This is a genomic window from Arthrobacter sp. NPDC093125 (genome assembly GCF_044754225.1).
In the GTDB taxonomy this organism is placed as follows: domain Bacteria; phylum Actinomycetota; class Actinomycetes; order Actinomycetales; family Micrococcaceae; genus Arthrobacter.
In genome coordinates, this window is the sequence record NZ_JBIVOQ010000027.1 from 1 (window position 1) to 5154 (window position 5154).

Here is a 5154-nt window from a genome sequence, read left to right on the forward strand (position 1 = left end):
TTGGCACACTATTGAGTTCTCAAACAACAGACACACCCGGCACCACCCAAACACCCGTTCAGGATCGCTCCGGAGCAACTTTCCAAACTTACCCGGTTCCAGCCGCCGACGCAAATCCCGTTCCCAGGACCCACACCAACAACCAAACCAGCCCCACCCAAAACCGGCACGCCACAAAGACGACCATTTCCAGGCTGTTCAAGAAGGGGATTCCGCCACCCTCAAGAACCAGCTTCCCGCCGGTCCCCCTCGCGGCGACTCAGAAAACAATACACCCACCCACCCCCCACCGCAAACCCACCCCAACACCCACCCAACCCCCAAAAACCCCGCCAATCCGCAGAACAAGGGCGAGATGAGAGCGAAAAACCCCACCCCGACGACTTAAAACCACTTCTGTGCAGTGCGTCACCCGGCCCCGGCCGCGCACCCAGGCCACGGCACTGCGCCGGGGGCCGTTCGCCGGCACAACCAAAGCGGCTCATCGCATTTGAGGGTGTAGCGGGGCCGGGCGCGTCGGTGGCGGGATAGAGGTCGAGGTCTTCCGATGATGGAAGTTCCTACACTGCCCATCCGGAAGACCTCGACGTGTCCCACGCTACCTTCCTGCCTCCTGACCTGACTACGTTCTGCCGGCTCGATGAGCTTGGGCTCGAAGCTGCCGGGCAGCGTCTTGCCCCGGGCCGTGCGGTGCTGGAATGCCGTGCCGTTGATCCGGATGACTGGTGCCGTTCGTGTGGTGGCCAGGGCGTCGCCCGAGGTACGGTCACACGGCCTCTCGCGCATGAACCGCTGGGCTGGCGGCCGACCACGCTGCTGGTGAGGGTCCGCCGCTACAAGTGCACCGGGTGCGGCCGGGTGTGGCGGCAGGACATCTCCAAAGCCGCTCAGCCCCGGGCGAAGATCTCCCGACGCGGGCTGCGCTGGGCGCTGGAGGGCATCGTGTGCCAGCACCTCACCGTTGCCCGCGTCGCCGAAGGCCTGGGCGTGTCCTGGCACACCGCGAACAGCGCGATCCTTGCCGAGGGCAAACGGGTGTTGATCGAGGACTCCGCCCGGTTCAACGGGGTTGCCGTGATCGGCGTTGATGAGCATGTCTGGCGGCACACACGGCGCGGGGACAAGTTCGTCACCGTGATCATCGACCTCACCCCGGTCCGGGACAGGACCGGCCCGGCGCGGTTGCTGGACATGATCGAGGGTCGCTCGAAACAGGTTTTCAAAGCCTGGCTTGGCGAGCGGCCGAAGGCCTGGCGGGACGGGATCGAGGTCGTTGCGATGGACGGGTTCACCGGGTTCAAGACCGCAGCCGCCGAGGAGCTCCCGGACGCGGTCGAGGTCATGGATCCGTTCCACGTCGTCCGGCTTGCCGGCGATGCCCTGGACAGGTGCCGCCAGCGGGTTCAGCAGCAGACCATTGGGCACCGCGGACGGTCCGGGGATCCGCTCTACGCAGCCCGCCGGACCCTGCACACCGGGCACGATCTGCTCACCGACAAGCAGAAAGACAGGCTGGAGGCCCTGTTCGCCGCGGACAACCACGCCGAAGTGGAAGCCACCTGGGGCATCTACCAGCGCACCATCGCCGCCTACCGCGACCCTGACGGCACCCGAGGCAAGCAGCTCATGCAATCTCTGATCGGCGCGATCAGCACCGGTGTTCCCGCTCCACTGAACGAAGTCATCACGCTCGGCCGGACGCTGAAACGCCGTGCAGGGGACGTGCTGGCATACTTCGACCGGCCCGGCACCAGCAACGGTCCCACGGAAGCACTGAATGGCCGACTCGAACACCTCCGTGGCTCCGCCCTCGGCTTCCGGAACCTTGCCAACTACATCGCCCGGTCACTCCTAGAGACCGGCGAATTCAGACCGCGATTACACCCTCAAATGCGATGAGCTCTAATGGCTGGAAGATCAAGGCTTCGAGGGATTCATTCGTTTCGACGCGATACTCCATGAAGAAGTGCTCACCAAAAAGCAGTGGATCAAGGTCTCAGCTCTCCATCAGCCTCTCCTCGCCCTGGTGGCGACGGCCCTCCAAGCCCGCAAATAGACCTGGCTTGCCTCCCGCGCTCTGCCCCAAGTAGCGGTCCGCGCAGCTAATAAGGCAGCTTACTATATTGCTGCTACTTGCATGAGGGCTTATTTGCGAAATTAATAATGAACTTTAGAAAGTTGGCCATATCTGTTTACTCCGCGTCGCCCTATTTGTAGCATTGGCTTAGCTGACAATGGGGGCGGCAGTTTTAGCATTGGGGAAAAATTGAAAATTGCACAAGTGCGTTCTGGTCTCACGGCGACCGTGGCGTCGTCAATTTTGTTGCTTGGATTCGGATTGTGTCCCGCCGCGGCAGATAGCAAGAAGGATAACCCGCCGCTGGCGGTGGAAGCATCAGGATCCATGAAGATCCTCGGGTTCGACAAGAAGACCGCCAATGACAACGGATACGATATCCGCAAGGATGAACGGGGCGTCGAGTATTCCATACTCGCATCCACACCCAAGGGCACAATGACAGGAGCCCGATACATTCCGGGGCAGGAGCCAGCGTCAGGTCCTGAAGGAATTTCACTTCTCGACACCCGATACGGCGACTGCGGATCGTCATCGCTAACGGGCTGGGGAAAGAATTTCTCCACAGCCTACGCCATCACTAACCCCTGGGTTGGAGCGGCCGTCAACCACACGTGGAGAGTGGCAGTGTCCTCCAGCCAGGGCTACCAGGTCTACAACCTCGATGGCTGGGCATTCAGCAACTCTTGGCAGGCCTCGCGGAGTATCTCGTTTCGAGGCTGGCCCTACAATGGTTACGTTTCCAACGGGACGGTTTACACGAGCTACGGCTTTGTCTGTGGAGCGATGAATCCTCCGGATGAGTGGTACGGCGAGTAAGCCAACGAGGAATCTGAGCCAGTTGCCAGTTGATCCCAAAGGCTCGCCAAGTTTGGAGAGCCTCTGGGACACCAGCGTGAGTGAGGCCCCTACGGGCTCAACTGGCAAGGTGCCGGACACGTTTCAACAAGCCCTGGTTGAGAGAGGGTTTTCTTCGTCGATGTGAGAACAAGTTTTCGACAATGGCACCACGCCCCCCGACGCCGAGGCTTTGAGGGACGCTGGTGCTTCATCTCCTCTCAATTGCAGTCGTCCTTGGCCTACCATGCGTTTTGGCTCTCCATGGACAATGCGCTTCGCTGGACCTCGCTTATGGGGGCCATCAAAGAAAAAAGTACCATTTTTAAATGGGGACTAGAAGTGCCCTCAAAGCCTGTTTAAAGAGTGACGGTAGAGAATATCCAATAAGCGGAAGCGGAGATGACACGTCTCATCTGAAACTCGAGTTGATCATGCGTTATGGCATTCACGGGGCGGACTGAGTTATTTCTGCAAGAATTCACGACTAAGAATCTAGCCCCTAATTGATTGTTCGAACCTTGCACTGTCGGCGCCATCACAGCCAGAGCTCCAGGAATGACACCGACAAACAAGAAATAGAGCGGCGAGCTAATGGTCGCCGTCAACGGTCCGAGACTAGTGAAAGGTACCCTTGGACCGCCAACCGAGCGCCATGAGTGCGAAGGAGGCGGGGGGATCACTGCCAGGAACGCAGCGCCTGGGTGAAGAGCTCCGGGGATCGTCTGGTCTCGGCTGAGATGACCAAATGGGTGTCGTTTCGACGGTTCGCGAAGTACCCCTGATAGGGGAGCACGATGATGGTCCTCAATCCGTCCTGCCAAGCATCAATTAGCGCCTGAGTGCTGCCCCGTACTCCGATGTCCGGGACTACGGGTAACGTCAGTTTATCCCAGATGCCGAAGGCGGTCTGATCAAAGCCCGTCGTGCCGTACTCCACCGGCCAGAACGGAGGCACTACCGGATGAAGCTCCTGACCTGGACGTGAAAGTTTTTGCATCTCTTCTTGGGAGACTGGGGCCATCTGAGGCGCTCTGGTGTCATACCAGACCCAGGTACGATTCCATTCCTTCTTCCAGCGATCTTCCCACTCTTCCCTGCTCGGTGAATCCGGTATCCGGGATTCTCCGGGCGCTGGTGGGGGACTTAGCTCAGGGATCTTTAGGTCCTGCGCGATTGACCATGCGTGACGGATGAACAAAAGAATCTTCAGCGGCTGCGCGTGTTCGTTTATGCTGATGTGCATATCCCGCGGCCAAGTAACATGACGATCCCGTGTGTTACCCATTCCGAACATGCCGCAATCCCCCGATCGATGAACCCCACGTAGATCCTACGGTAAGCATGACACCAGGACTTGCTCATGGCTAGCCTCCGCCCTCGGTCGATCAGGCCTTCGACAACTGGGCAAAGCCTCCGGACTTTCCCGAAGGCATGTGGACGCCCGGAGCCCTCCTGACACTGCACACAACGCCGGGCGTCCGCTGCTGGGATTCTGGCTGCCTACGCTGGCCCGAGCGAACGCCGCCGCCTCTTTGAGCGCGGGCTGGCACGACGCCACCGGCGCTGTGGCCACGGCACCCCCGGCCGCTGGAAGGTGAAGCCCTGTCATCCTGGCTGGCGCGTCTCTCGGCTTGCTACGCCATGAGCTTCCGACGTCTCCTCGATTCAGCAACGGAGGGCCGGGACTTCACCCCTTCGCGGCGCTGCTGCGGACACTAGCTCAACGGACTGGAGTCCCTCCGGAAACACTCAGCCGCATGAGCCGACTCGAACACCTCCGTGGCTCCGCCCTCGGCTTCCGGAACCTTGCCAACTACATCGCCCGGTCACTCCTAGAGACCGGCGGATTCAGACCGCGATTACACCCTCAAATGCGATGAGCCACCAAAGCGTGCCTCCACCGGCAGATCCAAGCCCAGGGAGGCCAGAGCAGGCCACGGCCTTAAAGCCGAAAAGCTCCCACGCAGCGTCCCCAAGGGAAAGCCTCGGGCGGCCAGGGCCGGCGTCGCGGCCGGGGGCCGGCAAGGCCCGCGGAGAGCGTCGCGGCCGGGGGCCGGCAAGACCCGCGGAGAGCGTCGCGGCCGGGGGCCGGCAAGACCCGCGGAGAGCGTCGCGGCCGGGGGCCGGCAAGACCCGCGGAGAGCGTCGCGGCCGGGGGCCGGCAAGACCCGCGGAGAGCGTCGCGGCCGGGGGCCGGCAAGACCCGCGGAGAGCGTCGCGGCCGGGGGCCGGCAAGA

At 61.5% G+C, this 5154-nt stretch carries 4 protein-coding genes; 3 read left to right on the forward strand and 1 reads right to left on the reverse strand.

What is annotated here, in order from left to right; translation table 11 throughout:
- Positions 1-588: 588 nt before the first annotated feature.
- Together ACIP9X_RS21750 and ACIP9X_RS21755 are read left to right on the forward strand one after the other, a co-directional pair.
- Positions 589-1899, forward strand: a complete 1311-nt coding sequence (locus tag ACIP9X_RS21750) for an ISL3 family transposase (RefSeq protein WP_400481825.1) — start codon at positions 589-591, stop codon at positions 1897-1899.
- 382 nt (positions 1900-2281) lie between these two features.
- Positions 2282-2896, forward strand: a complete 615-nt coding sequence (locus tag ACIP9X_RS21755; RefSeq protein ID WP_400481826.1) for a hypothetical protein — start codon at positions 2282-2284, stop codon at positions 2894-2896.
- Between the two features lie 697 nt (positions 2897-3593).
- On the opposite strand, the gene ACIP9X_RS21760 is transcribed toward ACIP9X_RS21755, so the two are convergent.
- Positions 3594-4160 (reverse strand): hypothetical protein, encoded by a 567-nt coding sequence (locus tag ACIP9X_RS21760; protein WP_400481827.1) that lies wholly within the window; start codon positions 4158-4160, stop codon positions 3594-3596.
- A 371-nt stretch (positions 4161-4531) separates the two neighbouring features.
- Between ACIP9X_RS21760 and ACIP9X_RS21765 the strand changes: the two genes are divergently transcribed.
- Positions 4532-4636: a hypothetical protein gene (locus tag ACIP9X_RS21765; protein WP_400481828.1), complete on the forward strand. Its 105-nt coding sequence runs from the start codon at positions 4532-4534 to the stop codon at positions 4634-4636.
- The last annotated feature ends 518 nt before the right edge of the window (positions 4637-5154 follow it).